This is a genomic window from Variovorax sp. PAMC26660 (genome assembly GCF_014302995.1).
GTDB lineage: Bacteria > Pseudomonadota > Gammaproteobacteria > Burkholderiales > Burkholderiaceae_C > Variovorax.
The window spans coordinates 4,605,247-4,627,945 of record NZ_CP060295.1; the positions used below are offsets into that span (position 1 = coordinate 4,605,247).

Here is a 22,699-nt window from a genome sequence, read left to right on the forward strand (position 1 = left end):
TGCACATGCCCGATTGGATCGTTTCCACAAACGATGCGAAGTACCAGCGCGTTGCAGGCGGAGACACCTACCCCTGCGACGCGCCGGGCGACACGATGGACGTCATCGATGCATCGTCTTTCCCGCCGCGCATCGTCGCCACGGTTGATGTGAGCACGACGATCGTGGGCCCGCCGCAAGCCGTCGCGATCTCGCCGGACGGACAGCTTGCCGTCGTGTCTGCACCCAACCGCTACGACGCGGTCCGTGGCGAATGCGTGTTCGAAAACTACCTCCAGGTGGTGGACCTGACCGTTGCCCGGCCCCGGGTCGTACAACGCGTCCCCACCTCGCATCATCCGCAAGGCGTGGCGTTTCACCCGAACGGCCACCTCCTGCTGGCCGCGACGTTGGGCGGCACGATCGAGTCATTCGCCGTGGAAGGGACGCAGTTGGTGCGCAAGAACGAGATAGCTGTCTCCAACGATCGTCTTTCAGGCGTGACCTTCACCCCCGACGGCAGGGCCGCCATCGTCCTGATGCGCGATGCACAGGGTGCAGCGGTGCTCGATGTCGAGGGCTCGTCGGTTCATCTCACGCCCGAGCGCATATCGACTGGCGTTGCCCCGTATGCGGTCGATGTCTGTGGTGGTGGGCGATGGGCCGTGATCGGCAATGTAGGCCTTGCGGGGCTGCCCGGTCCGGCGGGGCAACTGGCGGGCGATGCAGATACCGTCACGCTCGTCGACATCTCCCGGCGCCCCTTTCGTGCCGTGCAGCACCTTTCGGTCCCCGCCTTGCCGGAGGGCGTGGCCATCTCTCCAGATGGCCGCTGGATCGCCGCGCTCACCATGGACGGCTCAAACCTCAGACCCGACAACCCAGGGCGACGCGAACGGGGCCGGGTGCGGCTCTTCGAGATTCGCGATGGCCAGGCATACGCCGCAGGAGACTTGCCAGCGGGAGAGGCTGGCCAGGGAATCGTCTTTACTGCGGACAGCCAGTACATCCTGGCTCAGTTCAACGTGGAGAAGATGTTGGCCGTCTACGCGGTCGGCAGCGGAACCTTGGTCGACACCTTGCACCGCGTCCCGGTGCAAGGTGGTCCTTGTTCGATCCGGGCGATGCCTGGACGGCGCTCTTCGCTGCGCACCATGGCTGGCCTCAAGTGAACTACCAGTTTCAATTCGACGCCGTCTTCGCCGCCTGGCCGCTGTTGCTCAAGGGCACCTGGATCACCGTCCAGCTCTCGCTCATTGCCACGGTGCTGGGCCTGGTGGTCGCGATCTTCTGCGCCTGGGGCAAGACCTCGGGGCCGGGCTGGCTGCGCTTCATCGTCAATGCCTACATCGAGGTGATCCGCAACACGCCGTTCATCGTGCAGCTGTTCTTTTTCTTCTTCGCGCTGCCGGCCATCGGGCTGCGCTGGTCGCCACAGACGGCCGCGCTGGTGGCCATGGTGGTGAACCTCGGCGCGTATGCGACCGAAATCATCCGCGCGGGCATCGAGTCGATTCCCAAGGGGCAGATCGAGGCGGGCAGGGCGCTGAACCTCAAGCCCTGGGAAATCTTCCGCTTCGTCATCATCAAGCCCGCGCTCAAGGCCATCTATCCGGCGCTCACCAGCCAGTTCATCCTGCTGATGCTCAGTTCGGCCGTGGTGTCGGTCATCTCGGCCGACGACCTGACCTCGGTGGCCGCCAACCTGCAGTCGCAGACCTTCCGCAGTTTCGAGATCTACATCGTGGTGGCCGCCATCTACCTGGCGCTGGCATTGGCCTTCTCGGCCATGTTCAAGCTGATCTACAAGCGCGCGCTCAACTACCCGGACCGCCGGTAACAGGCGACGGACGGAGCAAGAACCATCATGCGTACCTTCGGCTTTCCCGAATTCCTTTTCATCCTCGAAGCGGCCAAGTGGACGCTCGCGCTCTCGGCCATCGCCTTCGTCGGCGGCGCGATCCTCGGGCTGATCATCGCGCTCATGCGCACCTCCGAGTCGAAGGGCGCGCGCGCCGTTGCGACCACCTTCATCCAGATCTTCCAGGGCACGCCGCTGCTGCTGCAGCTGTTCCTGATCTTCTTCGGCGCACCGGTGCTGGGGCTGGACATCAACCCGTGGATTGCCGCGGGCGTGGCGCTGATCCTGAACAGCGCGGCCTTCCTCGGCGAAATCTGGCGCGGTTGCATCGAGGCCATTCCGCGCGGCCAGTGGGAAGCGGCCGAGGCACTGAGCCTGAAGTACACCGCCCGCATGCGCGACGTGGTGCTGCCGCAGGCCTTCAAGATCGCGCTTGCGCCCACGGTGGGCTACCTGGTGCAGATCATCAAGGGCACATCGCTGGCGGCCATCATCGGCTTCACCGAGATCACGCGCGCCGGGCAGATCATCAACAACGCCACCTTCCAGCCGCTGATCGTGTTCTCGGTGGTGGCCGCCATCTACTTCGTGATCTGCTGGCCTCTTTCATTGCTGGCCGCGCGCATGGAGCGCAAGCAAGCCCAGGCGCTTGCACGCTGATTCCCGTTTCTTTTTCTCGTCGCTTCCTTTCTTTATTCAGGAGACACATCCAATGAGCATTACCACCACCCGCCGCGCTGCCATCGCAGCCCTGGGCCTCGGCGCCGCGCTGACCGTGTTCGCACCCTTCGCCTCGGCCCAGAGCGTGGCCGACATCAAGAAGAAGGGCGAGATCACCATCGGCATGCTGGTCGACTTTCCGCCCTACGGCACCACCGACGCCAAGAACCAGCCCGACGGCTACGACGCCGACGTGGCCAAGCTGCTGGCCAAGGACTGGGGCGTCAAGGCCAACATCGTGCCGGTGACCGGCCCGAACCGCATTCCCTTCCTGCTGACCAACAAGGTCGATGTGCTGGTCGCTTCGCTGGCCATCACGCCCGAGCGTGCAAAGCAAGTTGACTTCTCGATCCCTTACGCGGCGGCGTCCGTGGTGCTTTTCGGCGCGAAGAAAGTCGAGATCAAGACGGCTGCAGACTTCAAGGGCATCCTCCCTCGTGGAAATCTGAAGAGGCACATCCTCAATTACTTGAGGTCTTCGGACGTTCCGCTGTACACCGACGACATTGCCTTGCACGTGGCCAAGCTTGAAAACATCGACTTTGAAGTGACCAGCAGGAAACGGCTGAACGTCCTCATTCGATACAGGCTCAAACAGATGGCCCGTGAAGGCATCCTGGAACGACATCACCCCCAGATGACGAGAGAGATGGGGCGGTGGTCCCTCCGGGATTTCCCCGACGACTGAGTCAGGTGGCCCGCGCGTCTGGATCGAACTTCAGTTCGCCGGCACGGTGCACGCCTTGCCAGTAACCCCGCCACCAGCGCGAGCGTCCTTGCTTCAGGCAACCCCGCAGCAGGTCACACAGCTGCGCCCGAGTTTCCAGGCGGCGCACGTCTTCTCGCCAGGCGATTTCGTTTGCGTAGTCGAGCATGTATTTGGGCGTCATGCGGTGGATCTGACCACGAACAAGACGTCTGAGCCGAGCGAAGTAGCTCTCGGCTTGGTTGTTGTTGACGCCATCGGCTGTGCAGTATTCCTTCTTGTGGATCACCGTGTGATGGGTCCATTGCCGCGAAAAATTCAGAAACGCGTCTCCGCCGTCGGTGTGAACCACGGTACCTTTTTGGATGTATTGGCGGCTCAGCGGCTCGACGTGCTTGCGGTTCTCGTCGAACGCAACCTCCACGATCGTTCGCTCGGCACCCTGGCCTTTGATGGGTGAAATCTGCCGGAAGACGATGACCGCCCGATGGCCTGGCCCATCGGGGAACTTGCCTTTGTAGTAGTTGTTCTTTGTCAAGACCTTCACCCGATCTTTGCGAACTGCTCCAGAGAAGTGGCCGCCGTCGACCTCCACGTGCCGCTCGAGGGGCTCCAGGTTGCGGTTGTTCAGCAGACCTTCGCGGAGCTTGTGGAGCAGCACGAAAGCAGTCTGGTACGCGACACCCACGGTCCGCGCCATCTGGCTCGCGCTGATCCCCTTCACCGCCGTGGTGTAGATCACGATGATCTGCAGGATCTTCTTGAGCGGCAGCTTGTGATCCTGAAGCTTCGTGCCCGTCGTCACCGAAAACGTGCGAGCGCAGCCTTTGGCTTTGCACCGCCACTGATGACGGCGATGAACGACGTAATGGCTGTCCACCGCCCCACATTCTGGGCAGACCTGCTTTCCCTCTCCGTACTTGGACCAGCGCTGCTGTGCAAACAGCGCGTGCACCTGATCTTCGGAGAGCTTCTCCACGTCGGTGAGGGTGAAATTCCTCGCCGTCGGCGAAAGCAGAAAGTGACCGGCCATTTCCAGCCGCAGCAACCGCGTGGGCGTGCGCCAACTGGCACACGCAGACGTCGCTTGAACAGACCTTGAGTGGCCTTCTGCGTGAAATGGCCCAGCCCACGCTGATGCCGATGGCTCGGGAGGACAGCCATTCGCGAACGAAGGCTGCTGTCCCTTGCTGCGACCCAACGCCGCGAGCTCAAGCCAGGAAAAATGGAAGATTAACCGAGAAGGCACCCACCGAGAGAGGTGACTCCGTTTCATTCGCTTTGCCTTGTGGATTCACTGCTAAACGCCGACTCACACCGCCGCGCGGAATCCGGGACTACTGCCGCCGCCAAAAACTTGGCTGTCGGCTGAATTCAAAACGAGGGCGAACTGTGAGGCCGCGAGGCAAAATGCCCAAGTCTAAAGAGGCGAAAGTTAAGAATAGAAAGTCATGAGGGTGGTGCGAGCCTTCCGATTCCGTGGTCGTTGCCAAGGCGAAAGCGCGTCTCGCGGGTGGTAAATGCGCCGGCAGCGCAAATCGCTCACCTTCGAGCGATCTTGCGGGGCTCCACCGTGTCCAGCTGCAGCTCGGGCCGGGAAGATGCCAGTTTTGCACCGACGCGCGTAATGAGGCAGCGCAGCCCGTTGATGGTCATCTCGTACTTGCGCGAGAGCTCCGGGATCTTGGCGCCGGTGAAGGCGTCGAAGATCGCCAGCTCGAGCTCGATCTGGGCGAGCTTCCGTTGGAAGTCGCGGGGAATGTAGATCATCTGGCCGCCCCAGTGATCTGTGACATGGTCGGCGACCGACTCCTGGCACACAAAACACGATCATGTGTTCCGCGATACTGTGCGCTTCCAACACACGGAGACCGCTATGGATCGTACGACAAGCCATTCGACGGAGCTGATGGACAACGGTCTCTCCAAGACCCGAATCACCAAGGTCCTTGAGGGCGGCCGCTACGTGTCCGTTACCCTTGTTGGCGGCGATAGCTGGTACATCCAATCGATCGAAATCGCGGGATTGCCTATGAAAGAGAATCCCGACGATGGCTCCTACGCGACCAGTGAAAAGGCCGAAGCTGCAGCGTTTGTGATCGCGCACGGAATCTTGGAATCGCAGTCTCAATAACTCCTCGACGGTTCTTGTCTGCTGCGTTACCGATGACCTCCATCAGTGCTCGCAGTAGCATCGGCGGATCAGCCAAGGAGGGCGCCTTGAAGTGGGATGGAAACGCGTATGCAGGAACGAACCAAGTGTCCGGGTACCGCAACTTCTGTGTCCCTGGAACAGAGGAGTTCAAGGCGGAGGGCGAGGCGCCCGACTACGTGGTCCTTGACACGAAGGACAACCTGCACTTTTTTGAAGCCAAGGGCGGCCTGGAAGCCGGCCGCCATGCCGCGCTGCATAAAGGTCTGCAGCAGCTGCAGGCTGGGGCGCAGTCCGTCACGGTGCTAGAAGGTGGCCCAAGTTCTGGCGTGGGCAAATCGATCACGACTGGGCTGGCTGTGTACACCTGCGTCGACCCAGGGCACAAGATCCGCGTTGCTGCCTACGATCCTCCCGAGCGTAGTGAGAAGAAGGGGGAGCACCGCGCTGGGCTGTGCCTGCACCTAGGGGTGGCCCGGTGCCTGGCCATCGTGGAACTTCGCATGTTATTTGAAGCCCTACCGGCTGACGAGGGCGAGTTCCGGACGAAAGATGTCATCTGGAAGTGGCGGGGAACGGAGCTGTTCGGTGTTTCAGCTTCCTCAGAGTTTGTCAATTCGATTAAGGCGCAGCTGGCGACGTACTTCGCAATTAGGGGCGCCCTGCCCACCGGGTTCATATCGGAAGGACCGGAGTCTGCAAAGGGCGAAGGCCCTGCATGGAGATCGCGAGTTCTCACGCGCACTTTCAGTGCCCAGAGTCTTGGCGCGGGGGACCGCATACGCCTCGTCGACGCAGCACACGTTGCGAAAGCCCCAAGTGAGATTCTGCCCGTCCTAGCTGACCAGTTGGGGTTCTCCTCGTCGGCACTGGCCGTTAAAGTGAATGCCTCCAGTCTGGCAGGTACGTTGAGCGGTCGCGGGGTAGACGTCTCAGCTACAGGAACAGGCCTGCTGATTGCACGTCTGGGGAGCAACGAGGGCAACAGCCGCCCGGTCCCGGGTTAGACCCGCGGAACGAGATGTACCGGCATGGGTTTTCCTCTCGTGCCGCTGTTCGCTTATCCACTTGAAAGACTTTCCAAGATGGCGAAGTTTCCCGACGATCTTTACTTCAACGGCACCGGCGAACCCGCTGGAGTCCTCTTCTGGGGGAAATCGCCTGAGCAAACCGAAAAGGATCTGGCGGCCGGCGTCGCAAGGCTCGGCGGATTTCGGGCGCCGAACTATGGCCAAGCCTACTTGCTCGCAGCCAATACCCTGTTGAGCGCCGCTCGTGAGAAGACGACGTTGGACCACCATGGCCTGCCGATTTTCTTCCTCCAGCGCCATGCGGCTGAACTGATGATCAAGGCTCCGCTACAGCTCGGAATTGACGTTCAGAAGTACCGAGAAAAGCTCGGCAGGCCCCGTCCCAGGTTCCCCAGTCGAAAACAGGCCGAGCGTGCGGAAACCTGGCATGGCCTTAGGGAGTTGCTTACCGATCTGGAGGCAATGGCCAAGGCTTTGCAGGTCGGCATCGTTCCTGACGCTGTCCGCTCGGCGGTGGCGGAGATCCTTGCGGTGGAAATGAAGCACACATGGTCGAGGTACTCCTACGACTGGTACACGCCGGATGGCGGCGGCGACAAGGCCCTCCACGTGCACATGAAGGATGAAGTCGTCATCCCTCTGGCCATGATCCAGAACCTGCTTCAAGCTGCAAATGACGCCCTCGGCACCATCTGGCCGTTCCATGGTGGGCTGATCATGGGAGCACTGGGCGGACTCTATGAAGACTTGCTGCGCGAGGCGGGCGAGATCGATTAGAGGCCCGGGCCGCAGGACTCCTTCAAGCCGCGCCACTTGCCACTAGAAGACGTCAGGAAGGCCCGACTCGGGGTCCCAGTTCGCCTGCATAGGGTCGCGCGCCAGCACCTCCTCCAACGTCCATTGATGCGACGGCTGATGGCTGACGGTCCCCATCGCGCCAGCGACTTCGATGACGATCGGCGGATACTTCCGTTCGCGGACCAGTTCGGCCCACCGGCGTTCGGTCGGGGATAGAGACGAGTTCATGGTTTTTGCTCCTTGGTGAATGGAGCGAGAATTGTGGAGGGCGCCACGCACCGGCCCAGGGCCGTTTTTCCCAGTCGCAGAAGACCCGCGCCGGCATGTCGACACTGCTGCTGTGGGTTCATCGCTCGGTGGACGCTTGCCTTTCCTCCCCGGCAATTCCTTTACAGCGGGCGTAACCGGATCAGGGCAGACTTATCGCACCGATCTGGGCACACTTATCGCGGCGCGCTTCACAACTTCCCGACGCCGGTGCAGACTGCGGGCGTGAATCAAGGCGCCCTGCATGTGGGGGCGGCCCGGCAGTGCCGGTCTGCGCAGGAGGAAGCGGCCGCAGCGCGGCCGCCGTGCGAGAACACCGGCCCAACATTCCCGCTGCGGGCGCCCGACGGCGCCTCGACCATGTGGGGCATCGAGACTGCGTGCACCACGGACAACTTGGAGAGCATGTCCATCCGATCGAGAGCACGCGCAATGCCTAAGAATGATGCATGAAAAATATTAATTGCGCATGATATTGCAATATCATGCGCAATTTATAAAATTCATGGGGCGACTATGGCATTCCGAGCGGACGAGGCAGCGCAGGACGGTTACGACGAAGTCGAGGACTACTTTGTGAACCGGCTACAGGGCCTCGATGAAGACCAGCGTACCAAGAGCCGCCATGCGTTGCGGGACATCGTGGACCAGATTGGTCCCGCCATCAACACGTACCCCACATGGCACCCGCTTGTGTGGAATCACAAAAACTACCGCAGTCCTGCGACCACGCCAAGTGACCGGTGCGGGTATCAAAGACTCGACCACACGCGGTTTTTCGTGAACGGGTTCATCAGTTGCCCTTACGGTGACGGCGCCGACGAGATCATTGCTTCCGTGGCGGCGTTGCCCCGACATCCGGCGGCGCGGCTCACTGCGGAGAAGCTCGACGTGAAGTTCTACAGCACCGAAGCAAAGCCAGTCCTGATCAAATGTGAATGGGAGAAGCACGTGAGCCCGGGGGAAACCATCCCACTGGCCATCGCAATGCCCCTGATCCTCCAAAAGGAGGTGCCGTGTTCAGAATGGTCGGAAGTTGCTGAAACCTGGGAATCAATGCGGCACTACCTGCTTGGCTCTCCTCGTGGCGCCCGTTCGTCTCTGTTTCTGAGCCAGGACGCCGGACAGGCGGTCAAAAAGATCTGGGAAGCGCTGATCTACACCGGCATGTTCGGCCCCATCAAGGTGGACCGCACGCGCTGATCGTTAGCTAGACCGGGAGCCAGAGATGAATGAGCTTGATCGACGTCGGCGCAGTGCCGTCACTGAAAGTCCAGCCCGCACGTCCGTGCGTGGTCTCGTAGGCGCGCGGCGAGCTGCTCGTGTATTCGCACATCGCGGCCTGTAGGGTCAGGACTTCGTACGACAGCTTGTTCGTAGGCTTAGACAGGTGCATGTTCAAGGACTTGGGGAGTACGTAGGCGGGCGATCGTACGTAGGCCAGCATCATGGCGTGCGGCATTGCCCATGCATAGTCGCCCACAATGTAGCGACTTAGACCATCCTTGCAATAGTCGCTCATGCCTTGCTTGCCGGTCTCGAGTATCTTGGCCTCGACGAAAAGCCTGTGGTGCATCCCATGGATGCCAGGGACCGGGTTCACCTTAAGCTTGAACGACATGTCAGGTCGCTTCGACAGCTTGGTGCCGTTGAAGTTGCGCAACGATCCGTCGGTATGCGGCGTTTCGAAATGCTTGGTGAAGGCGGGGATCGCACCAGCATCGCGGATCATGTCGACCACTCGTACCAAGCCTTCAGAAATGGCCACCTCGTTGGCCGCAGCCAGATCGATTTTGTACACGAGCGGATTTTTGACCAGCTCGTCCCAGGCCATGCGCAAGGCCCGTTCAACAGCCTTGACCTGCAAGTCACCGAACGGCGGGAATCGGTATATCCCTTGCGTCGCCAAGGCGCGCTTTGCGAGAAATCCCGACCCTGCGTTCAAGCTTCGCTCCCTGCGATGTCGGCGTTGCGTCCGAATACCCCGTCAGTGCTCTGCAGGATGCTCAAGGCCGTTGCCCTTGCCCGACTCGGTGTCCAGTAGCGGTATTGCGCCAACATCCCGATGCACAAATGCCCTTGGCCGATGTTCATCAGCACGCGGCTGGATCCTTCGTGATCCGCCAAGATGGTCAAGGCCTTTTTCAGCCGTTCCTGCCCCTGTACCTCTCCTTCGGCTCCGTGGGTGTGGACACTGACAAAGAGCCAACTCTGCGACGCCACTGGCTGGGGAGTCACGCAGATCGGATCATTCTCATCATCAAAGAATGGCGCCAACTCCGCTTCCAGCCGCTTGGCGAATGTGGTGATCTGGGCGCGCGTCGGCACCGACTGCGCCAGATCCTTGGAGGTCGACAATGGCGAGCTTACGGCCAGAGTGTCTTCGACGAGTTGAATGTCATCGGCGCTCAAGCCATACAACTGACCAACCCAGCGGTTGATCTGCCGGCGCACTGCATCGCCTTCAGGATCCTCAACGCAGAAATCTTTCGCGAGCTTGCATGCTTCCGAGATCTCCCTCTTGGTCAGATCCTCGAAGGGCCGCATCGGAAACACATCGACATCCTCGACATAGATCGTGTCCCGTTCGACACCAAATCGCGCGCTGGTCATCAACGTGTAGTAGCTGAACAAGTCACTGTTGGCGATCACGAACAGATAGCAAGCCAGCTCCGCCGGCTGCGCGTGACCCGCGGTGCTGTACCCATAGTAAGAGTAGTTGAACGCGACGGGCGTTGGGTCAAGGGTAATGCGCACTGGATGGCTGGTCTTCCTGGCACCAGGCGTCTGGCTGAACAGCACGAGCGGCGTGCGATAGATCTCGGGACGTCGAGGACGCTCCACCCTATCCATCGCGAAAAGCTTGAGTTTGCTGGTCTCTACGTACCGGCCGGCATCGTCCTTCGCGCTGAGCGTCTTGGCGTTCATCTCGCGGATGAAATCAGCCTTCTGTGTACCCGGCCCCATAAAGCCCTGCCCACTGAACAGCCCGCGATCCTGTGACCAATAGCTGGCCAAGCGGACCGTTCGCACCTTGGTGGTTTGACTAGGCACGATCGACCGGCCGCCGTCTTGCCCCAGCTTAAGCTCCTCTGCCGTCAACTGCGACTCCAATCGATCAATCAGTTCTACGTCCAGCGCCGTGCCTCGGAACAGCGTCTTGAGCAGGTACGGTTTTTCCTTCAGAACCCGCATCTCGATGGGATGTGCGCTCTGATAGTCGGTGCGCCAAAGTGATCGCCGATTCAGCCCCCGCTCAACCTCAGGGCTAACATAGTAGAAGTGATCTGTGTCACTGGGCATCGAATTTCTGGCGAACACGAGACAGAACGGCGCCTCGACATTCGGCCAGACCTCCTCCATGCGCAACGCTGTTCCATTGAAGATGCCCGTGATCCTGAGCGCACGGAACAGTGCGTCACGAGTTGACGCGCCCGCATCGGCTCGCCGGAACAACAGCCGGGCGTGGACCGCATAAGCGATGACAGCACCTGGCTTCGCCCATTCCATCGACCGCCATATGAACGGAACATCGGGCGCCTTCAGGGCGTTCTCATGAGTCTGCGTCACATCCGCCAGCAGCGGCGATCTCTCCTTGGCGATCTTGCGGATCATCTCGGAGGCCCTGCCATTCAAGGCGTCTGCACGGGCCTGGGATTTCGAGTCATTCTTTTGGGCCCTCCAGGGCGTCCAAGGCGGGTTCGAGATCACCAGGTCGTATCGATTGCCCATCGGATCGTCGGGCAGTTCGGCGCAAAGGCTGCCCAGCACCAAGGAACATGGGTACTGCTCGTCCGGCAGCCGCGTGTTGAACAACACGTGGTCCATCAACGGCTCAAAGACCAGGCTGTCGCCCGACAGCGGATTCGGGTCAAGCTCCAATGCCGTGAGATATAGACTCAGCGCCCCCAACTTCAACGCATGGCTGTTGATGTCATAGCCGCGCAGCTGTTCGTTAAGGATCTGCCGAATCTCCTTCGTGCGTGGACGCCGGCGGGTTCGCAGCCAACGCTCCTGCACCAGGCGGCGCAAAGACAGTACGAGAAAGATACAGGCGCCTGCGGCGGGATCCAGCACCCTGGCCTTGTCAAGTTTTGCTGTTTCGATCCCGGGGAAGGCCTGTTCCATCATGTATTCGGCGATGTACCGGGGCGTGTAGTGGATGCTCTCCTGCCCGGCGTCATCGCCAAAGAACTTGTGGGCATAGCTCTCGTACAACTGGCTCAGCAGATCGGCTGGTACGTGCGAGAAGTCAATCCAGGAACAATCCAGAAAGCGCTGGCCTTCTGCCGTCGTGCGCTCAATGATCTTCGACAGCTCTCTGAATACCAGCCCATCGGCGCCATTCAACGCGTTGAAGTAGCTTGCGTAGTCGTCACACTCGATCGGCAGCAACTCGCCGTTGAAGGTCTCGTCGAGCCAGTCACAGCACAGCGCAGCGGACCGCGGATTTGAAAATGCGGTCACGCCGTCTGTGCCGAAAAGGGCCGGACATGTATCGGCGCTCAGGATGCCGCGGTCCAGCAGGAAACAGGTGAATAGCGCACGTCCGACCAGGGACAAAATCTCCTCATCGCGCCCCTGCAGCGGACCCGAGGAACGCAGCGCCTTCGTCACATGGTCCAGTAGGCTGAACAGTAGCTCGTGAACCGCCCGCTTGTCGCCGTCACGGGTCGCCTTTTGCCAGGCCTTCTCTGCAATCGCCCCCGGCTTGATTCCCGCGGCCAGATCCCGAATCAGAAAGCTCGCCAGAGCATCCGAGTGCTTGACGACCACCGCGTCCTTGAGGTCTGGCGCGTAGTGGGCCGACACCAGCTTGATCTCGCCCGGAGAAACGACTGCCAGGTAGCTGCTCTCGCCGCGGCAAGCCAGTGCAGAGCGTAGCGTTACCAGCGATGCGTTCGCATCGCTCGTGCTCGACAGGGACTCGGCGTACACCGCATACAGCAGCGGCTGGCCGTTGACCAGCACCACCGCATCGGGTGCGACAAACGCATTGCCCTCGCGGCTCGCCATCCGGCGAAAGCGCTGGAGATCCAGGTAGTCAATGGTGGCGGGGTCCTCAGCCACCAACGAGCGAATTTCGCTCGTTGCTGCGCCGAAGGCCGTAAGCCTTTGGCTCAGAGGGGCGTTCATGGCCGACATGCTATCCCAGCGTCCTCATCACGAGAGGCGCGGACGTCGGGCTGGGCGACCTCTGGCTATGGAAGCTGTCTGAAATGACGAAATTCGCGTTGCGCATAACTTATGATTCTATCTGCGATGCTTCATAGATCAACGAAATTTCGATGAAATTGGCGCCTGCACACAAGTCCGAAAGCTCACCAGAGCTGCAAGCCGTCCACACCGTTCGCGGCATGGTCCGCGCAGCGCGTGGCTCGGCCACTCAGAAAGAATTTGGGGTCCGACTGGGCGGGGTAGACCAAGCGCTGGTTTCCCGTTACGAGTCAGGCGACGTTGACCCTCCGGCCAAGGTGATCGAGGCCTGCATGCAGGTGCTTCGAGGCCGCGACGACATGCATGAGTTCTCTGCGAAGGCCATTGCGCAACGTATTCAGACGGAACTGCAAGGCGACGAACACTCCGATTTGCGCCGGGCCTTCGCCTATATGCTTGACGGCCTGAAACCTCGAAAGATCGGACGCCCCGCGAAGCCCAAGGGATGATCTACCTGCTTGGCCCTCCTCGTGTGAGCGTCCCGTCGTTTCATCTTGACCGGGGCCCAAGCCCGCGATCATCAGGGTGAAGTCGCGGATCCAACGATGGCGACGCACTCCACGAGGTCGAGGGCGCCCACCATCGAGGGCGGTTTGTGCGTTCTGGGCCTCTTCGGCACAGAAAAGAGAACGCGCCTGAGCAACCTTGGCTGCGCCGAGACAGTAGTCCCAGACCAGTTCTCGCTGACGCAGAAATCATTACCGCTCATCAAGGCCACGAAATTTCGCCGGATCGACCAGTTCGTGCAGCGGTACACCGATGGCACGAGCCAACGCGTCGGCGTTGTCGATCGAGATGTTGATCGTGCCGCGCTCAACACGGCTCAGATACGCACGCGGCACGCCCGCCTCCAATGCGAGACCCTCTTGGGTCAGGTCCCTGAGACGTCGGGCACGGCGCAAGTTTCTGGCGAAAACTTCCCTGGTGGTTGGTTGCGGCTTGGTTCTGGGCATAGGCCGCTCAGCATCAAGTTCCGCATCGCCCCGCTCCACCTCATATGTCGTACATTTGGAGCTCTTTGTGGATCATATTGATTCGTCAGAAGATCTTTTCGATCACTCTCTCGCACTCGCCCATGAAAAACCCCTTAGCCATCGCTTGCGCTCTTGCGCTCATTGGCGCGCACGGCGCTCATGCTCAGATCGCCAGTCCGGCATCCGCAGAAGTTGCGGCCTTTTTGGCGAGTCCAACGCACTGTGCCGTTTTGGTCGGCGGGACCGATCGCACCGGTGACGGCGCTGATCGGAGCTATGGCGAATCGTTGAACAAGGCCCTGATGGCCTTGGGCGGTCCGTTGCCTTCTGCGGCCGAATGGCTGCGCAGCGCGTGCGCCAGCCGATTGGCACCCTCCGATCGCCTGGCCAAGGGCGCGTCATGAGGGGGCGCCGTTGCCACCCTGGTCGCCTGCTGGCGCTGATCGCGATGGGGTGCTGTCTTCAAGTCCAAGCGGCCCCTCAAACGATGACCTTCGAGCAGGCGGTCGAGAAGGGAACCAGCCTGAAGGGCTGCCCCAAGCGAGACATCGGTTCGATCAAGTCGGTATACGCGAGCGACTCGGAGGGTGACCCCAAAGGTGTGCGGCCCGGCAAACCGATCTACCTCGTCTTCCAATCCGCAGGGGCAACCGACATGCCGGTGGTCGGCCCACTGGCGATGCTTCCGACGGAGCGCCAATTGCAGGCTCTTCGTGGCCGGCGCACCTGCGTGATTTCCGAGTGACGACCGCAGCCCCAGAGAGGAATGGATTCGAATTTCCATCACCTCAACGCGGCGCGCCGACCTATCACCTTGTCCTTGTCAACGCACACCACCACAACCTCATGAAAAACCGCACCTTGTCTTCCCAAACGAATCGCGGCTTGGCCGTCGTCGCACTGGTTTCGCTGGCGACTGCCCTGGCCGGCTGCAGCGGCGAGCCCTCGTCCAGCGATGTCGACAAGACCGTGCGCAAGTACCTGTCGGAAAGCCAGGCCCAACTGCAACGGCTCAGCGGCACAAAAAATTCTCTCGGAGAAATCCACGATGTCAAGAAGCTCGGCTGCAAGGCGGACACGGACGTGTCGTGGCGCTGCGATGTCGAACTCGACATGACCCAGGCCGGAACCCGAAACAAGGCGCCCGCACAGTTTCGCTTCGTCAAAGGCTCTGACGGCTGGTCCCTGAGTCGGTAAACGCAGGTCGGGACGCCAAAAACATGCCGACCACCATCGTTCTGCCCGGCGGCCGCCGGATTTGGCTGCAGGTCGTGCAAGGAGTCGTTATCGAAGCGTCGGAGTCATCGGTTGCGATGGTCCGCCAGGGCCGAGATCAGCGGCAGTTCATCGAAGGTCACGCGATCTTTCGCCCAGGCCGCATCAGTTCCGAGGTGGTGTCGATTCAAAAAATCTGGATTCGCGAAGCCGACGGTCGAGAGTCAGCCTACGACCTGAGCGACTTCCCCGTCGACTCAAGGCCCGGCCACACTCTGGCATTAATCTATGGCGCGGCCAAGGGTGTCGAAAAAGGCGAGTTCTTTGGCGCGCTGAATTCGACGACGGGAAAGTTCAGTTTCGACGAGTCCATCCATTCCGATCGGTTGAGTCCCTTCGGACTCTACCTGCCGCCAAAGTTCTATCTGAAGCGCATGGCCTGGGGCGCGGGCATCGGCGCCCTCGTTGGCCTCCTATGCAGTCTCTCCGCCCGCATGGACATGTCGTTTTTCGTGGCCGGGACGATCCTCGGTTTCGTGTTGTCTTTGCCGGTGATGCTGGTGCAGGCGGTGATCAGACAACTGCGAGGTCAGCGGTTGGTGCCCGAGCTCAATCGGCGTGCCTTGGAGGTGCTATTGAGCGAAAGCCAGCCTGGTAGTGACCCGAAGGGTTGAAACTCGCAACGCGTATTGAATCCGCGGCGGAAGCTTGAACAGCAGCATGTCCAACATGGGTGGTTCGCATTTCCTTGCGACGTCCATGCTGAAGGACCGTGATCCAAAAACCGCAGACGAGGAACGAAAAAATGACACTTCCGTACGAACGTCGAAGAGCGCTGCAGTGGGCTGGTGAGACCCTTCGCGATCTGCAATCGCCCGACAACGATCTGGAGTTGTGGGGAGGTCCTGTGCCCCCCAAATTGCGCCAGTTGGCCAACCGGATACTTCGTCACTACCCTACAGCTTGGCAGATCGATGCGGCGGTCAAAATGCATGACCTTCAGATCAGCGACTGGATTGCCGGGGAGCCCGAAGAGTAAGGCTAGAGTGGTCGAGGCAAATTTTTGACCGGTACGGCGCGATGCTGTGGGGGCACGGTAGCCGCCGGAATATTGAAAATTCCGGCGAAGCCACTGACGGTGTCAGCCGCTAGACTGCGGACCGCTTGATCTACAGCGAATGCGCCAGATGCCTGATCAACGCTTGCCCAAGCCCCTTGCGACTGCTCTCGCGACCGCATACGCGCATGCCGCGGCCGCCCGCGAAGCCGTGGAGCACCGTCTTGCCAGCATTCCGCCGCAGGAAAAAGTGGTGGCAGAGTGGCAAAGGGATACGGTCGGTGAGGCTGCGCGAGACTATCCTGGACATGCCGTTGACTTCTTCCCGGTCCAGACGCGCATGAGCCGGGAAATCTCGAAGCTGAGCCGATACCGTGAGGAGTTGCCAGAACGACTGCGAGCTTACGCTTGCGCGCTGCAGCAGATGAAGATCGTCGCGCTAGAGGTCGATCAGCTCGCGGAGAGGAGCGTTTTCAAGACGGCAATGGTGCCGAGGCCTAAGCCCGACGCTGCGCTCACCATGATTGCGTGGCCGAAGTCTTGGCCGATGTCTTTCGACGAGGCGCGGACGCAGCCCATTATTCGGGATCGTCTCCCGAGCATCGAACCGGTGTCCCTCACGCCTGGCCAACCTGACCAGGTGGATTTTTTCGTTTCGATCGGCGACCACAAGTTGGCGATGACCGCGAGGTATGGAAGCGGGGTCGAGCATTTCAAGAGTGAATTCGAGGAGTATGCCGAGGGCCTATCTTCCACCCGCTGGCGGGCCATTCTTGAGGCCATCCGATGCGACATCCGTTGGCCGCTACTCGAACAGCACCTCACCAAGTCCTCTCCATGGCTTCCACGGGACTTCGTGGACGAAGAGTTTGGCCTGAGAGGCTCCCTTGCGAAGCGGGAGGCGCTATCGGACCTTCTTGTCCAGCTCTCACCCAATGCGGCGCGTTGGTACCTGGCGCAGATGCCCGGAAGGATTCCAACGGAAGACTCTCCCGTCCGCAACCTCGAACTTAGCGAGTTGGTCGCAGCCGGGTTGGTGCGGGTGGGGGAGATGATGAGCGTCGAAGACATGCTGCAAGGTGTTCCCTTTCCGCAGGTCAAAAGCCTCTTCACACTTGCCGGCCTGAAGGCTCCTGCCAGCTTCGGCTTGGCCGCCTGCCGCTTCGCAGAGGTCCGTGCTGTCAGGGATGAGAGCTACCTGCGGGTGTGGCTCGAGGAATTTCTCGATCCAATGGGATACCTTGTGGTCCTAGAGCCGCCGTCCTTTACGCGTGAAGAGCGCCTTGGGCCGCGGGCGCGAGCCAACGTCATGGTGAGTTCGCTGGCAATGCTTGCCGAAGGGAACCGAGGCGCTCTATCGATTTTCGAGTAGCCCCCGGCGAGAGGCAGGCTCCGGTCGACTTCGCTGTCAGCCGAAATGGGCTCATCATCGTCACGCCTCTCTAGAAGGCCAGGACGCTGCGACCGACAGCACTGAGTAAGCGCGGTGACTCCGTCTTGACTGCAGTCGCAGATCAGGCTGGCAGCCATCGAACAATCAACTTGAGCATCTGAGGGCAACAGGGCCAATCTGGTTCTCCACCCCGCTGTTGTCCGCGTACAGCTTCCGTTGTTCAGGTACGCTGAGCGCCATGATTGAATCCGATGCAATCGTCTACCTGAGCGTCAGTTTCGCGGCGCTCGTTGAGCACAACTCGCGATGCGGCAATGGTGTGCGGCCGAGCTTTGAAATGCGCTATGCGTTGGCCGACCCTGGGGTGCTCCACGCGCAGCTGTGGTGGTTGGAGGCACGATCCGCCGTCGCGGCGAGCTTTCTATGGGACTACGTCGAGTTCGACATCGGGACCGAGCCGTCGCATGCAGTGGCTCAACGACTGGCATCTTCATTGCCAGAAGGCCGCCTGGGCAAACGACCCGCGGAAGTTGTGGAGAACTGGAGCGCGGACAGTGCGCCAATGTTCTCGGTGCACCCGCAGCGGTTTCGAATGTTTCACCCGGCCGGCGAGTCGCTGGCCCGGTCCGCAGGACGGCACAGTCGTCCGCAAGACGTTTTTACCGTGGATGTACAAAACAAGATCGCATCGTTGATTTCAAGCGAAACACAAAAGGATTTTTCGAAGACCCGGCTGAGCTTGCGCCTCGCAAACACGCGGGCCTGGCCAAGAAAGGAGGCCGACGGCTATACGGCGGCGATGTTCAACGTCGCGTTTCATGCGGGCGGGCGCCAGATTTTTCAGTTTCCGCCGCGCCTGATGGAAATGTTCGACCGCACGGACGTCGACGATTTGCCGCTGGAGTCCCTGAACTTCCCGTACGAGGCCTTGTATCTGTCGTTCGGCCCGCAGCCGGAGCTTGAGGCTGAGCCGGGGTGGCAGGCCGATGGGGCCTATGTTTTTTGCAACCACATCAGGCAAAAGGACGGCAGCCGTGCCTTGTCGTTCGTCCAGTTCTGTGTGACTTTTGCGCCAGTATCGGATCCGGATGCCTACGGCCGCCTGGGCGAAAACCCCGAGCCATTTTTCGTCATCGCGTTCGCGGACGAAGCGCTGCGAATGGGCATTGGCGAAGCGAGTGATTTCGAGATCAGCAATCGCGTCGCACGGTTGCGCAAAGAGCGCGATGGCGCGACTGGATTCGCCGAACAGGCCAGGCAGATCGGTATGCCCAGTGCACAGGCGGTCAGTGCCAAATCCGAATTGGAGCATCTGCCCCAGCTTCGGGAATGTTGGGCACGGATCACGCGGCTGATCGTCAACGCGCTGGCCTACCTGTCCGCCTACCCGGACGATGTGGATGCCCGGTGGCCTTCCGACGCGCCGGGCCGGTTGGTCGAGAAGTCGAGCAAGGCGACGGACACCAAAGAACAGCGGCAGGCAAAAACCGAACTTGCGATGCTTGGCTACACCGAGATTCACCTGTGCGGCAAGTCGTTCGAAGAGAACTTTCGGCAAGAGGCCGCAGGGAACTCGGCGCCAAGGGGTGCGCACTGGGTTCGCGGTCATTGGGTTAGGCAGGCATACGGCCCAACGCATTCGCTTCGCAGACTGCAATGGCGCAGGCCGCATCGACGCAATGTGGATGCCAAGGCGGATGAGATCGCAGGCCACGTGTATCGCGTCGAGAACGTCGAGCAGTCAAAGTGATTTACAGCAACTCGGCCGATTTCTCAAGTGCGGCTCAACGCTGGTTGCGCTCTGTGCCTGGCCTGCCTCACTTGCCGCCTGTTGTCTACGCTTGTGCATGACAACTTGCGTTGATGCTGCTTGTCGGCACCAGCGCAGGCATTGCCCTGTCGGCTACTTTTCCTACTCGGCATACTTTCCATAATCGGTGCACCAGCGCATGCGCATTTAGCCCGGGGGGAATCCTCGGCGTGAATACGTCGGGACCCCGTCTCTCTGCACATCGCGGAAAGCTGCCCCTCTCCGCAGCGGACCACAGAAGGCTGGTTGGCGTGACAGGGCAGGCTGTCTACAACTGGGAGCAGGGCAAGGCTCGCCCCAAGGCCGAACAGCTTGAACGCCTTGCATTCGTACGAGGCTTAGGGAAGCGAGAAGTAGCCGAGCTGTTGAACGGCACGTAACGGAGCTTGGCTGGTGGCCCGCAAAGCATCAGCGAAGGAAAATCACCAGGGCTTCCACCAACGCCGCCGATCTTGGCGATGTTCGAGTGGCCGCAGATCCAACGTGCTGTGGTCAGGTCGGGGCGCGCCAACACGTCGACGCAATTCCGCTTCCAGTTCGTGGGCCAGGCCACGGGCGTGCAAATCGCCCTGCAGCGCGCGTCGACGCCATTCAACGGCCTGCGCACCCAATTCTTCGACGGGCAGCGCTTCTGTATCGATCATGGTACGGATTGTCTCGGGAAGCTGTGCTGCGCCCTTAGCCGACTCGACGGATCGTTTCGCAGTCCGACTCCCAATCAACGTGGGTGGTGGGACAGGTGTGTTCAACCATTGCCTACCTGGTCGCCGCCGGCTCTTTCGGTGGTGCCGGTGGCTGACGCGCCTTCTCCATTCCTTGCCCCGAGACTGCTTGCATTTGTGGAAAAGGATGCCGCGCTCTTGCCGGCGTTGATCTGAGCTTGAAGCCATCCAACAACACGGCCCTTTCCGCCAGCAGTCCACGTCTCGCCCGTCTCGGGATTTCTGTACGTCGTACCGGTTTCGACCTCGCGCGGCGGGCGCGGTGCAACGCCCGAGCGTTTCGCTGCGGCGGTGTCGTACGGCGCCAATGCCTTGATGCCCTCAGAGATCGAAAACCCTCCGGCCTGTAGCTTCTTCGCATAGGCGTCAGCGAGAACCTTGATTTCTTCGCCACGTTTGGCTTGAAGTGCTGCCTCAAGCTCTGCACGTTCGGCATCCATGTCCATGATGCGCTTCTGGATCTCCGCGAAGCTCATTTTTCTTGCATCTGACATCAGTTCGGATCTCTTTTAATAAGGTAGGTGGAATACAGGTAACTAGGATGCCCGGCGCCAGCATGGGCAGGCGTGAATACTACTTTTCGGCCTAATTTTCCTGCTCGGCATACTTTCCATACTTCGCAAACTTTTCCTACTCGCGTACCAACGCATGCGTATTCAGCTCGTGGAAGTTCTTGGCGTGAACATGTCGGAAAGCATTCCCGGTGTCTGTCAGCTGCGTCCCGCGCACAAATCGCAAATGTGCAATTCGCGCCCCAGACCGCAGGAGGTGTCAGTCGCTGCGCGCAGGCAGCTGTTTGACTTCGAGGAGATAACCACGAGCGGCCAAAAGGGTCAGAAGGCCGTCCGGACCTGAAAGATGGGCCGCGCCAACATTGACAAAGGCGCCACCCTTGTCAAGCCACGGCGTGAGTTTTTTCAGCCAGGCGTGATTGCGATCCGCGACCATCACCTGGTTGTACCGTGCCGCATCAGCGGCATTTGCTGCGAGCGAATCGACCGCGGCGTTGACGTCTTCATAGCGGCCGCTGGCGATTGCCGCGACCGCACGGCTGTAAGCCGCCTGCGAACTTGGGTGGAAGGCGATTCGCAGTTGATGCATGTAGATTCGCTCATCGACCGCCGAACGGCGCTCTTCCACCTCGTCGGGGTCTTCCAGGCCGAATTGAGGGACGCCATTTCTTTGCGCCGCAACTTCGAGTATTTGGTCGCGTGATCGCACGCCCAATCGGGTGCAGCGATAGGCGGCATAGCCAGCGGCCTGGGCAGCGCTTTTGCGCGTCAACGCGTAGACGTATCGCATCGTCGCCTCATTCGCATGCTCATCGCCCTTCAGGTGAGCTATTGCGGGGTGGCAAAGGATTCTCTCTATCAAGACTTTGCGCTGGCTTTCGTCGAGCATCTGTGTCCAGGCTGCGTATGTTCCTAGTCCGGCCCCAACTTCCTGCTCATGCAGTCGTGACTTGTAGGTGAGAGGAGCGCCGGTGCCCTCGACCACGTAACGCGAGAAGCCCCTGAGCACTGAATCGGCTGGCTGCGGCAGTCCATCGACTGGCGCATGGATGCTGCCAATGATGACGCTCACATTGCCGGTCGGCGCGGTCACCTTGATGGCCGGAACGGTGGCTTGTGCGGCACTATATGAAGCGCTGACGACCAACGCAGCCGAAACCAGCAGGCTCTTGAAAATTGTCATCTGTATTCCATTTCCTTCGGCAGTGGATGAGCGACATGGCTTGCAGATCCATGCTGATCGCTCCCGATTTTCTGCGCAAGACCGGCTTGCTCATCGGGTGAGGCATGTCCGCCATCAAGATAGACATTTGGTTCTCGTCTCACTACGAAGAAGTCAACACGCCTGCTTCGGAACGCCGAAGACGCGGCTCGACGACCTGGCACCAGCGAAGGCTCTGGCATTCAACAAGGAACGGGCCGCAGTGCCGGCGGTGCTCTTGGACCACAGCGGGGGTGTGGGTCGAGCGCAGCCACTGAACCAAGACGCGGAGTGGTTTTCCAAAAGCCACCCTGCCAAGCACCGCTTGAGCGGCCGACCATAATCATCAGCAGCAGTCCGAAGTTTGAACCAGCCGCCGAGGCAAAAATACGTGCAAGAGTTGATGCATGGACATTGAAAAAATACTCCGCCGGTCCGATGAACTCGACGACACGATCGTCAAGCTTCTGGACTTGGACCATTACCCTGAGTACCGAGATGATGCCAGTCGGATGGACCTCAGCGTCACGGCAGCCTCACTCTCAATCGACCACGCCCGGGCGCTGCGGCTTCTCGTTGCGGGCGGGTTTGTGTCGTCAGCCGCCCCGCTCATGCGGCTGCAGTTTGAGGCGACAACCCGCTCGGCTTGGATGCTTCTTGCCGCAACCGAAGGACACGTTGCGCTCGCCGCCGCCCCGCTCAGTGCAGAAGCCGACGAAGCTGCGCGCAAGTTGCCCGCAGCAAGGGAGATGATCAAACAACTTCGGAATGCTTCGGCCGCCATGCCAGCCGCAGCAGCACCCGCGGCGATGCTGGGTCGGTTCGAGGACATGCAGCGCCACGCTTTGAACTCGTTCGTTCATGGCAGCATTCACGCGCTGCAGCGTCACAAGGAAGGCTTCCCGGTGCAACTCGTGCACCAGCTGATCGAATGCTCGAATGGTCTCGTCACGATCAGCGGCATGGTCCTGGCCATCCTCACCGGAGATCGCGTCCTGATGGCCCGCATGAATCGGGTGCACCTGGGCTTTGAAGACTGCCTGACACCGATGCTGCCGTCCTACTGACGCTGGGTTTTGCGTCG

General features: G+C 60.5%; 27 protein-coding genes. 18 read left to right on the top strand and 9 right to left on the bottom strand.

The window, feature by feature from the left end; translation table 11 throughout:
- Positions 1–5 precede the first annotated feature (5 nt).
- From H7F35_RS21580 to H7F35_RS34815, 4 genes are read left to right on the top strand one after another with little or no spacing between them, the layout of a single operon-like run.
- Positions 6–1,151: a WD40 repeat domain-containing protein gene (locus H7F35_RS21580; RefSeq protein WP_187108625.1), complete on the top strand. Its 1,146-nt coding sequence runs from the start codon at positions 6–8 to the stop codon at positions 1,149–1,151.
- Positions 1,148–1,819 carry an amino acid ABC transporter permease gene (locus H7F35_RS21585; RefSeq protein ID WP_187108626.1) on the top strand — a complete coding sequence of 224 codons (672 nt, stop codon included), beginning with the start codon at positions 1,148–1,150 and terminating at the stop codon, positions 1,817–1,819. The genes H7F35_RS21580 and H7F35_RS21585 overlap by 4 nt, the downstream gene beginning before the upstream one ends.
- 27 nt (positions 1,820–1,846) lie before the next feature.
- Positions 1,847–2,500, top strand: coding sequence for an amino acid ABC transporter permease (locus H7F35_RS21590; RefSeq protein WP_187108627.1), 654 nt, complete (start codon positions 1,847–1,849; stop codon positions 2,498–2,500).
- Positions 2,501–2,552: 52 nt separating this feature from the next.
- On the top strand, positions 2,553–3,248 hold the full coding sequence (locus tag H7F35_RS34815) for a transporter substrate-binding domain-containing protein (RefSeq protein ID WP_261803299.1): 696 nt from the start codon (positions 2,553–2,555) through the stop codon (positions 3,246–3,248).
- A 1-nt stretch (position 3,249) separates the two neighbouring features.
- On the opposite strand, the gene H7F35_RS21600 is transcribed toward H7F35_RS34815, so the two are convergent.
- Both H7F35_RS21600 and H7F35_RS21605 read right to left on the bottom strand, forming a co-directional pair.
- Complete coding sequence (locus H7F35_RS21600; protein ID WP_187108628.1) at positions 3,250–4,314, bottom strand: IS1595 family transposase; 1,065 nt, start codon at positions 4,312–4,314, stop codon at positions 3,250–3,252.
- 494 nt (positions 4,315–4,808) lie between these two features.
- Complete coding sequence (locus H7F35_RS21605) at positions 4,809–5,036, bottom strand: Mor transcription activator family protein (RefSeq protein WP_261803300.1); 228 nt, start codon at positions 5,034–5,036, stop codon at positions 4,809–4,811.
- Between the two features lie 106 nt (positions 5,037–5,142).
- On the opposite strand from H7F35_RS21605, the gene H7F35_RS21610 reads away from it, so the two are divergent.
- From H7F35_RS21610 to H7F35_RS21620, 3 genes are read left to right on the top strand one after another with little or no spacing between them, the layout of a single operon-like run.
- Positions 5,143–5,400 (top strand): hypothetical protein, encoded by a 258-nt coding sequence (locus H7F35_RS21610; RefSeq protein ID WP_187108630.1) that lies wholly within the window; start codon positions 5,143–5,145, stop codon positions 5,398–5,400.
- Positions 5,401–5,432: 32 nt separating this feature from the next.
- Complete coding sequence (locus H7F35_RS21615; protein ID WP_187108631.1) at positions 5,433–6,425, top strand: hypothetical protein; 993 nt, start codon at positions 5,433–5,435, stop codon at positions 6,423–6,425.
- 24 nt (positions 6,426–6,449) lie between these two features.
- Positions 6,450–7,226, top strand: a complete 777-nt coding sequence (locus tag H7F35_RS21620; RefSeq protein ID WP_187108632.1) for a hypothetical protein — start codon at positions 6,450–6,452, stop codon at positions 7,224–7,226.
- Positions 7,227–7,268: 42 nt separating this feature from the next.
- Here H7F35_RS21620 and H7F35_RS21625 read toward each other — a convergent pair whose 3' ends face one another.
- A complete protein-coding gene (locus H7F35_RS21625) occupies positions 7,269–7,475 on the bottom strand; it encodes a hypothetical protein (RefSeq protein ID WP_187108633.1) in 207 nt (68 codons plus the stop codon).
- Positions 7,476–8,030: 555 nt separating this feature from the next.
- Between H7F35_RS21625 and H7F35_RS21630 the strand changes: the two genes are divergently transcribed.
- A complete protein-coding gene (locus tag H7F35_RS21630) occupies positions 8,031–8,717 on the top strand; it encodes a hypothetical protein (RefSeq protein WP_187108634.1) in 687 nt (228 codons plus the stop codon).
- 7 nt (positions 8,718–8,724) lie between these two features.
- Here H7F35_RS21630 and H7F35_RS21635 read toward each other — a convergent pair whose 3' ends face one another.
- Together H7F35_RS21635 and H7F35_RS21640 are read right to left on the bottom strand one after the other, a co-directional pair.
- Positions 8,725–9,459 (bottom strand): hypothetical protein, encoded by a 735-nt coding sequence (locus tag H7F35_RS21635; RefSeq protein ID WP_187108635.1) that lies wholly within the window; start codon positions 9,457–9,459, stop codon positions 8,725–8,727.
- On the bottom strand, positions 9,456–12,650 hold the full coding sequence (locus H7F35_RS21640) for a class I SAM-dependent DNA methyltransferase (RefSeq protein WP_187108636.1): 3,195 nt from the start codon (positions 12,648–12,650) through the stop codon (positions 9,456–9,458). The genes H7F35_RS21635 and H7F35_RS21640 overlap by 4 nt, the downstream gene beginning before the upstream one ends.
- 152 nt (positions 12,651–12,802) lie before the next feature.
- On the opposite strand from H7F35_RS21640, the gene H7F35_RS21645 reads away from it, so the two are divergent.
- A complete protein-coding gene (locus H7F35_RS21645) occupies positions 12,803–13,180 on the top strand; it encodes a helix-turn-helix domain-containing protein (RefSeq protein ID WP_187108637.1) in 378 nt (125 codons plus the stop codon).
- Positions 13,181–13,429: 249 nt separating this feature from the next.
- Here H7F35_RS21645 and H7F35_RS21650 read toward each other — a convergent pair whose 3' ends face one another.
- Complete coding sequence (locus H7F35_RS21650; protein WP_187108638.1) at positions 13,430–13,684, bottom strand: helix-turn-helix domain-containing protein; 255 nt, start codon at positions 13,682–13,684, stop codon at positions 13,430–13,432.
- 44 nt (positions 13,685–13,728) lie between these two features.
- On the opposite strand from H7F35_RS21650, the gene H7F35_RS21655 reads away from it, so the two are divergent.
- From H7F35_RS21655 to H7F35_RS35065, 8 genes are all read left to right on the top strand, one after another.
- Entirely contained in the window at positions 13,729–14,109 is a 381-nt protein-coding gene (locus H7F35_RS21655) for a hypothetical protein (protein ID WP_187108639.1), read from the top strand.
- Positions 14,110–14,192: 83 nt separating this feature from the next.
- A complete protein-coding gene (locus tag H7F35_RS21660) occupies positions 14,193–14,450 on the top strand; it encodes a hypothetical protein (protein WP_187108640.1) in 258 nt (85 codons plus the stop codon).
- A gap of 101 nt (positions 14,451–14,551) precedes the next feature.
- Positions 14,552–14,902, top strand: a complete 351-nt coding sequence (locus tag H7F35_RS21665) for a hypothetical protein (protein WP_187108641.1) — start codon at positions 14,552–14,554, stop codon at positions 14,900–14,902.
- 23 nt (positions 14,903–14,925) lie between these two features.
- Positions 14,926–15,594 (top strand): hypothetical protein, encoded by a 669-nt coding sequence (locus H7F35_RS21670; protein ID WP_187108642.1) that lies wholly within the window; start codon positions 14,926–14,928, stop codon positions 15,592–15,594.
- A 131-nt stretch (positions 15,595–15,725) separates the two neighbouring features.
- Positions 15,726–15,959, top strand: a complete 234-nt coding sequence (locus tag H7F35_RS21675) for a BPSL0761 family protein (protein WP_187108643.1) — start codon at positions 15,726–15,728, stop codon at positions 15,957–15,959.
- Between the two features lie 148 nt (positions 15,960–16,107).
- Positions 16,108–17,349 (top strand): hypothetical protein, encoded by a 1,242-nt coding sequence (locus H7F35_RS21680; protein WP_187108644.1) that lies wholly within the window; start codon positions 16,108–16,110, stop codon positions 17,347–17,349.
- 259 nt (positions 17,350–17,608) lie between these two features.
- Positions 17,609–19,120 (top strand): hypothetical protein, encoded by a 1,512-nt coding sequence (locus H7F35_RS21685; protein ID WP_187108645.1) that lies wholly within the window; start codon positions 17,609–17,611, stop codon positions 19,118–19,120.
- A gap of 113 nt (positions 19,121–19,233) precedes the next feature.
- Positions 19,234–19,560, top strand: coding sequence for a helix-turn-helix transcriptional regulator (locus tag H7F35_RS35065; RefSeq protein WP_222622050.1), 327 nt, complete (start codon positions 19,234–19,236; stop codon positions 19,558–19,560).
- A gap of 42 nt (positions 19,561–19,602) precedes the next feature.
- On the opposite strand, the gene H7F35_RS21690 is transcribed toward H7F35_RS35065, so the two are convergent.
- From H7F35_RS21690 to H7F35_RS21700, 3 genes are all read right to left on the bottom strand, one after another.
- Positions 19,603–19,824: a hypothetical protein gene (locus H7F35_RS21690; RefSeq protein WP_187108646.1), complete on the bottom strand. Its 222-nt coding sequence runs from the start codon at positions 19,822–19,824 to the stop codon at positions 19,603–19,605.
- A gap of 101 nt (positions 19,825–19,925) precedes the next feature.
- The gene (locus tag H7F35_RS21695) at positions 19,926–20,396 is read right to left on the bottom strand and encodes an H-NS family nucleoid-associated regulatory protein (protein ID WP_187108647.1); all 471 of its coding nucleotides are present in this window, start codon (positions 20,394–20,396) and stop codon (positions 19,926–19,928) included.
- Positions 20,397–20,673: 277 nt separating this feature from the next.
- On the bottom strand, positions 20,674–21,597 hold the full coding sequence (locus tag H7F35_RS21700; RefSeq protein WP_187108648.1) for a TraB/GumN family protein: 924 nt from the start codon (positions 21,595–21,597) through the stop codon (positions 20,674–20,676).
- Between the two features lie 425 nt (positions 21,598–22,022).
- Here H7F35_RS21700 and H7F35_RS21705 point away from each other — a divergent pair, with 425 nt between their 5' ends.
- Positions 22,023–22,682: a DUF6988 family protein gene (locus H7F35_RS21705; protein WP_187108649.1), complete on the top strand. Its 660-nt coding sequence runs from the start codon at positions 22,023–22,025 to the stop codon at positions 22,680–22,682.
- The last annotated feature ends 17 nt before the right edge of the window (positions 22,683–22,699 follow it).

Bases quoted from the DNA above. Each gene is read 5' to 3' on its own strand.
- H7F35_RS21580 (WP_187108625.1), top strand. From the start codon at position 6: ATGCCCGATTGGATCGTTTCCACAAACGATGCGAAGTACCAGCGCGTT.
- H7F35_RS21590 (WP_187108627.1), top strand. From the start codon at position 1,847: ATGCGTACCTTCGGCTTTCCCGAATTCCTTTTCATCCTCGAAGCGGCC.
- H7F35_RS34815 (WP_261803299.1), top strand. From the start codon at position 2,553: ATGAGCATTACCACCACCCGCCGCGCTGCCATCGCAGCCCTGGGCCTC.
- H7F35_RS21605 (WP_261803300.1), bottom strand. From the start codon at position 5,036: ATGATCTACATTCCCCGCGACTTCCAACGGAAGCTCGCCCAGATCGAG.
- H7F35_RS21610 (WP_187108630.1), top strand. From the start codon at position 5,143: ATGGATCGTACGACAAGCCATTCGACGGAGCTGATGGACAACGGTCTC.
- H7F35_RS21615 (WP_187108631.1), top strand. From the start codon at position 5,433: ATGACCTCCATCAGTGCTCGCAGTAGCATCGGCGGATCAGCCAAGGAG.
- H7F35_RS21620 (WP_187108632.1), top strand. From the start codon at position 6,450: ATGGGTTTTCCTCTCGTGCCGCTGTTCGCTTATCCACTTGAAAGACTT.
- H7F35_RS21625 (WP_187108633.1), bottom strand. From the start codon at position 7,475: ATGAACTCGTCTCTATCCCCGACCGAACGCCGGTGGGCCGAACTGGTC.
- H7F35_RS21630 (WP_187108634.1), top strand. From the start codon at position 8,031: ATGGCATTCCGAGCGGACGAGGCAGCGCAGGACGGTTACGACGAAGTC.
- H7F35_RS21640 (WP_187108636.1), bottom strand. From the start codon at position 12,650: ATGAACGCCCCTCTGAGCCAAAGGCTTACGGCCTTCGGCGCAGCAACG.
- H7F35_RS21645 (WP_187108637.1), top strand. From the start codon at position 12,803: ATGAAATTGGCGCCTGCACACAAGTCCGAAAGCTCACCAGAGCTGCAA.
- H7F35_RS21650 (WP_187108638.1), bottom strand. From the start codon at position 13,684: ATGCCCAGAACCAAGCCGCAACCAACCACCAGGGAAGTTTTCGCCAGA.
- H7F35_RS21655 (WP_187108639.1), top strand. From the start codon at position 13,729: ATGTCGTACATTTGGAGCTCTTTGTGGATCATATTGATTCGTCAGAAG.
- H7F35_RS21660 (WP_187108640.1), top strand. From the start codon at position 14,193: ATGACCTTCGAGCAGGCGGTCGAGAAGGGAACCAGCCTGAAGGGCTGC.
- H7F35_RS21665 (WP_187108641.1), top strand. From the start codon at position 14,552: ATGAAAAACCGCACCTTGTCTTCCCAAACGAATCGCGGCTTGGCCGTC.
- H7F35_RS21670 (WP_187108642.1), top strand. From the start codon at position 14,926: ATGCCGACCACCATCGTTCTGCCCGGCGGCCGCCGGATTTGGCTGCAG.
- H7F35_RS21675 (WP_187108643.1), top strand. From the start codon at position 15,726: ATGACACTTCCGTACGAACGTCGAAGAGCGCTGCAGTGGGCTGGTGAG.
- H7F35_RS21680 (WP_187108644.1), top strand. From the start codon at position 16,108: ATGCCTGATCAACGCTTGCCCAAGCCCCTTGCGACTGCTCTCGCGACC.
- H7F35_RS21685 (WP_187108645.1), top strand. From the start codon at position 17,609: ATGATTGAATCCGATGCAATCGTCTACCTGAGCGTCAGTTTCGCGGCG.
- H7F35_RS35065 (WP_222622050.1), top strand. From the start codon at position 19,234: ATGCTGCTTGTCGGCACCAGCGCAGGCATTGCCCTGTCGGCTACTTTT.
- H7F35_RS21690 (WP_187108646.1), bottom strand. From the start codon at position 19,824: ATGATCGATACAGAAGCGCTGCCCGTCGAAGAATTGGGTGCGCAGGCC.
- H7F35_RS21695 (WP_187108647.1), bottom strand. From the start codon at position 20,396: ATGTCAGATGCAAGAAAAATGAGCTTCGCGGAGATCCAGAAGCGCATC.
- H7F35_RS21700 (WP_187108648.1), bottom strand. From the start codon at position 21,597: ATGACAATTTTCAAGAGCCTGCTGGTTTCGGCTGCGTTGGTCGTCAGC.
- H7F35_RS21705 (WP_187108649.1), top strand. From the start codon at position 22,023: ATGGACATTGAAAAAATACTCCGCCGGTCCGATGAACTCGACGACACG.